Origin of the sequence: Pseudoalteromonas sp. S16_S37 (assembly GCF_014694405.1) — a bacterium.
GTDB lineage: Bacteria > Pseudomonadota > Gammaproteobacteria > Enterobacterales > Alteromonadaceae > Pseudoalteromonas.
The window spans coordinates 1-5,273 of the sequence record NZ_JAAUWV010000101.1 but is presented as its reverse complement, the minus strand read 5'-3'; the positions used below and the strand labels follow the sequence as shown (position 1 = coordinate 5,273).

General features: G+C 47.1%; 7 protein-coding genes. All 7 read left to right on the top strand.

Going from position 1 to position 5,273, the window contains the following annotated elements; genetic code table 11:
* Positions 1 to 8 precede the first annotated feature (8 nt).
* Positions 9 to 164: a DUF2730 family protein gene (locus HC733_RS21535; RefSeq protein WP_238937658.1), complete on the top strand. Its 156-nt coding sequence runs from the start codon at positions 9 to 11 to the stop codon at positions 162 to 164.
* Positions 151 to 453, top strand: coding sequence for a VpaChn25_0724 family phage protein (locus HC733_RS21530; RefSeq protein WP_190367032.1), 303 nt, complete (start codon positions 151 to 153; stop codon positions 451 to 453). The genes HC733_RS21535 and HC733_RS21530 overlap by 14 nt, the downstream gene beginning before the upstream one ends.
* On the top strand, positions 453 to 1,037 hold the full coding sequence (locus HC733_RS21525) for a DUF3486 family protein (RefSeq protein WP_190367031.1): 585 nt from the start codon (positions 453 to 455) through the stop codon (positions 1,035 to 1,037). Before HC733_RS21530 ends, HC733_RS21525 begins: the two co-directional genes overlap by 1 nt.
* On the top strand, positions 1,037 to 2,686 hold the full coding sequence (locus HC733_RS21520) for a terminase large subunit domain-containing protein (RefSeq protein WP_190367030.1): 1,650 nt from the start codon (positions 1,037 to 1,039) through the stop codon (positions 2,684 to 2,686). The genes HC733_RS21525 and HC733_RS21520 overlap by 1 nt, the downstream gene beginning before the upstream one ends.
* Positions 2,686 to 2,841: a hypothetical protein gene (locus HC733_RS21515; RefSeq protein ID WP_190367029.1), complete on the top strand. Its 156-nt coding sequence runs from the start codon at positions 2,686 to 2,688 to the stop codon at positions 2,839 to 2,841. The genes HC733_RS21520 and HC733_RS21515 overlap by 1 nt, the downstream gene beginning before the upstream one ends.
* The gene (locus HC733_RS21510) at positions 2,835 to 4,382 is read left to right on the top strand and encodes a DUF935 domain-containing protein (protein ID WP_190367028.1); all 1,548 of its coding nucleotides are present in this window, start codon (positions 2,835 to 2,837) and stop codon (positions 4,380 to 4,382) included. Before HC733_RS21515 ends, HC733_RS21510 begins: the two co-directional genes overlap by 7 nt.
* Positions 4,375 to 5,273, top strand: an 899-nt coding sequence (locus HC733_RS21505; protein WP_190367027.1) for a phage head morphogenesis protein, incomplete at its 3' end; no start/stop codon positions are given. The genes HC733_RS21510 and HC733_RS21505, both read left to right, overlap by 8 nt.

Genomic DNA, 5,273 nt, shown 5'->3' with positions numbered 1-5,273 from the left:
TTGAAGACATGCCAAGTGCTGATGACTTTCATGGATTAGAGAAAAGCCTACTCGAAGTAGGCGGCAAAATTGATGCGCTCTCGCCTCAATTAGCCACCTTACAAAACACAACTTCCCTATTAATGGAAAACGAACTCAGAGGTACGCGCAATGGCGATGCATGAAGTACAAGCAGAACACCAACGGATCACAATATTGATCGCACTTAAAGACTCCGCAGATTATGGCGCTAATACCAGTATGCTTGCCGATGTACTGGCCCGTTATGCGCTTGGATGCAGCCGCGACCAGCTAAAAACCCAGCTCAATTGGTTAGAGCAAAATAGCTATGTAACGCTCGATAAACTAACCGAAAACACATGGGTTGCCCGCATTACACAAAACGGCATTGATGTGGCCGAAGGTAAAAGCATAGTACCAGGCATAAAACGCCCAGCGCCGAGAGGTTTGTAATGACAGACAAGGTACGGCGCTCTAAGCCCAGTAAAATTGACATGTTGCCCGACAACATCAAAAAGATGCTTGATGAAATGCTACGTGATAGCGGTAATTCTCAAGCAGATATTTTAGATGAAATTAATAAATTGGTTCTTGATGCGGGGCTTGATGAAGAGGCAACTATCAGTCGTTCTGGCCTTTCCCGCCACGCCCAAAAACACGAAGCCATAGCAAACCAGTTAAGAGAAACCCGCGCCGCTACCTCTGCGCTCGTTGCTGAACTGGGTGATAAACCTATGGGTGAAACATCAAAGCTTGTGCTTGAAATGGGCCGCACTCAGTTGTTTAAAGCGATGCAAAAGCAACTGATGAACCCAGACGAAAATGCCGAGATAGACGTAGGCTTGATCAAAGAGGTGATGCTCAGTATTCAGCGCCTTGAAACCACCGCAATGCACGTACATAAGCGCGAGAAAGACATACGTAAGGTTTTTGCAGAAGAAGCTGCCAATGCCGTGGGTGATGAGCTGCGCGGTGAGGACGGTATGAGCGAAGAGCTAGAAGATAAGATCCGTGGCATATTGCTAGGTAAAGCGTAATGAGTGAAAAGCCCACATTAACAGCTACCAGCCGCCCCACCAAAATAGACTTAAAAGAGGAAATGCAACTCTATGGTGTTGACGTTCCTGACGCAGACGACTTTGAAATACCAGACAAAGAACCCGTATTTTTACCCTACCAACAGCGCTGGTTTGAGGATGGATCAGGGGTGTGTATTGCTGAAAAATCAAGGCGTACTGGTTTAACTTGGGCTGAAGCGGGCCGCAATGTTTTAACCGCCAGTAAGCCAAAAAAACGCGATGGCAGCAATGTATTTTATGTTGGCTCAAAGCAAGAAATGGCGCTTGAATATATTGCTGCATGCGCGCTATTTGCACGCGCATTTGATCAGTTAGCAAAAGCTGACGTATATGAACAAACATTTTGGGATAGCGAAAAGAAAGAGGAAATTTTGACGTATATGATCCGCTTTCCTAACAGCGGGTTTAAGATCCAAGCATTATCAAGTCGCCCCTCAAATCTGCGTGGTTTACAGGGCGATGTTGTAATTGATGAGGCTGCATTCCATGAATCATTAGATGCACTGCTACAAGCCGCAATGGCCCTGCGTATGTGGGGCAGCCGCGTTCGGATTATCTCTACACATAACGGTGTAGATAACCTGTTTAATGAATACATCAAAGATGCCCGGGAAGGCAAAAAACCCTACTCAGTACACCGCATTACTTTAGATGACGCGCTAAACGATGGCTTATACAAACGCATATGCTTTGTTAAGGGTTGGGAGTGGACACCCGAAGCAGAGGCAGAGTGGCGACAGGCTCGCATTGACGAATCACCCAATAAGGACTCAGCAGACGAAGAATATTTTTGTGTGCCCAAGCGTAGTGGCGGCAACTATTTAAAACGCGTTGTGATTGAGGAAGCCATGACTAAGGGCATTCCAATACACCGCTTAACATGTACTGACGAATGGATGACATGGACCAAAGAACAGCGTTTTAAAGAAACCGAACAATTCTGTAAAGACGTGATCCAACCTTTGTTAGATCAACTAGACCCCGAAGAGCAACACGCATTCGGTGAAGATTTTGCGCGCTCTGGCGATTTAACATCACTGGTGCCACTGCGTATACGTGCCGATTTACATAAACGCACACCATTTGTAATTGAAATAAAAAATGCCCCGTATGAAGTACAACGCCAAGTTGTATTCTTTATTTTGCGCCGACTACCACGGCTGCGCGGTGCTGCGTTTGATGCTACGGGTAATGGTGGTTATCTTGCTGAAGCCTCTGCGCTAGAGTTTGGCATTGAGCTGGTTGACTGTGTTCACCTCAACGATAACTGGTATGGCGAATGGATGCCAAAACTAAAAGGTGAACTGGACGACCATAATATGGAGATCCCACGCCACCAAAACGTACTAGACGATATGTGCCATATCAAAGTGGTTAACGGTATACCCAAAATCGACAAAGGCAAAACAAAAGATCACGATGGCAAAAAGAAAACAGATAAACGCCATGGCGATTTTGCTGTTGGTCTTTGCATGGCTAACCGCGCAAGTTGGATGGATGGTTGCCCGATAGAATTTACCCCACTTCCCAATAAACACGATGCTAAAAACAACTCTGATTTTAACTACAGCGATTTAGGGGCCTATCAAGGCGGGGGGTGTTGGTAATGCGCTTTCGTATTCACTACCAATACATTTTTACGGCATATGACGAATATGTAGATATCGAAGCCAAAGACCGCAAAGCCGCCGAAAAATATGCAATGACACTTGATGTGTACGTTGTATCCATTAAACCCATTTTAAGAGTAAAACCATGCTAGTAGACATATACGGCAACCCACTACGCGCTGAAACGCTAAACCAAACACAGACCGAAGAAAACAGCCAAGTAGCTATGCTACTTAAGCAGTTCGCTGAGCACCCAACTCAAGGGCTTACGCCTGCTAAATTAGCAAGCCTACTGCGTGAGGCTGAAGAGGGCAGCTTGGCTGCCATGGCTGATTTAGCAAAGGATGTTGAAGACAAAGACGGCCATATTAGTTGTGAACTGGGCAAGCGCCGCCGCGCCATACTCGGCTTTGAATGGAATATAAAGCCACCGCGTAACGCCTCAAAAGACGAGCAACGCGATGCAGATATGCTTGCTGATGTGCTAGAGGACGCCACATGGTTTTATGACTTTTTGTTTGATCTAACCGATGCAATGCTCAAGGGGTTTAGTGCCAACGAACTGAAATGGGACTATGTTGAAAAACAGCAAATAGTCACGGGCTATACCTATCGTGACCAAAACATATTTAAAACCCATCCAGATAACTTTAACCGCATTGTTTTAAACGACAACACAAACGAAGGTGAAGCCTTAAACCCTTTTGGATGGGCGCTGCATATTCATAAATCAAAGTCGGGTTATGTGCATAGAACGGGTTTGCTATCGGTACTTGCTTGGCCGTTTTTATTTAAAAACTACAGTGTGCGTGACTTAGCCGAGTTTTTAGAAATTTACGGTTTGCCTGTGCGCGTGGGTAAATACCCAAGCGGTGCCAGCGATGCAGAAAAAGCTACGCTACTGCGCGCAGTAATGGCCATTGGCCACAACGCGGGGGGTATTATACCCAGAGGCATGGAAATTGATTTTCAAAGTGCAGCGAATGGTCAGGCCGACCCATTTGAAAGCATGATCCGTTGGTGTGAGCTAACCCAATCAAAAGTCATTTTAGGCGGAACGCTCACTAGCCAAGCGGATGGTAAAACTAGCACCAATGCCCTTGGTAACGTACATCAAGAGGTTAAAGAAGACATCACCTTAAGCGACTTACACCAACTAGAGCAAACCATAAGCCGTGACCTGATTTTACCCCTGTACGCACTCAACGGTAAAAGTTACAACGGCAACCGCCGCTTACCCCGTTTTGAGTTTGACACCTCTACCAGCGATGAAATGCGTGACTTTGCACCACCACTTAAAGACTTGGTAAGTACGGGTATGCAAATTCCGCAATCTTGGGTGCATGAGCGCTTAAATATTCCTGAAGCCAAAGACGGTGAAGCAGTGTTGGCCTTGCCAACTAATACACCTCAAGCCGCGCTTAATACCGCCATTGCCGCGCTTAACACCGAATACAAAAACCGTGATAATCAAAACGCGCTAGATGAAGCATTAAACGCCATTACAAATGGTGATATGCGAGACGAGTACAAAGCCACGCTGCAACCGCTGCTAAACAAGCTCAACCAAAGCAGCGATTTAGCTGCAATAGAGCTTGCCGAGTTTTACCCAACGCTTGACCAAGATGCTTTAACCGAGCTGCTTACCCGCTTGTTCTTTGTCAGTGAACTATGGGGCACAATCAATGAATAGCGCCCATATTAGTGCGGCTTTTGAGCGCGCCCCTGTTGATGCAGTCTCCTATTTTAGAGCTAAGGGTTACGCCATTAGCAATGAATGGCACGATATGCTAACCGTTGCCCACAGCAAGGCGTTTACCGTTGCGCGAGTGCAACGCATGGACGTACTCGAAACCATACGTAAGTACACCGACCAAGCCCTAACCGAGGGCTTAACCGCAAAGCAGTTTAATGCGGGCCTAACCCCAGAGCTACAAAAGCACGGTTGGTGGGGCAAGGCTAAAAACGAGCAAGGCGATACCATTCAACTGGGCAGCCCGTACCGCTTAAACACCATTTACCGCACTAACATGCAAACGGCCTATATGGCTGGGCGCTATCGCCGCTTGCTGGCCCGCGCTAAAACCCACCCCTATTGGCAGTACATCGCCATAGATGACGGGCAAACGCGGCCAGAGCACAGGCTATTAAATGGCAAGGTATTTCGATTTGACGACCCAATCTGGCAAACTATATTCCCGCCCAATGGCTGGGGTTGCCGTTGCCGCGTTCGTGCCCTCACAGCCGCACAAGTCAAAGCCCGAGGCATAACAGTTGAGAACGGCGAAAGCTATGTACAACAATTTGATGCTGAAATTGTCAGCCGCGAGTCTGGCGAAGTTAAAACCGTGCCCCATGCTCGATTAAAGCTACCCAGTGGCGATGTAATGTCCCCAGACATTGGCTGGGCTTATTCACCGGGGCAATCAGCGTTTGGTACAGACATGGCCGTAGCCCAAAAGCTCGGCAAAGTTGAAGATATACAGCTACGCGCCGAGACTATTCAAGCACTCAACAATAGCCAAGAGCGAGCCAAAGCGTTTGAATTATGGGCCCGTAAAAGCATTGAGCGTATCGAACGCTA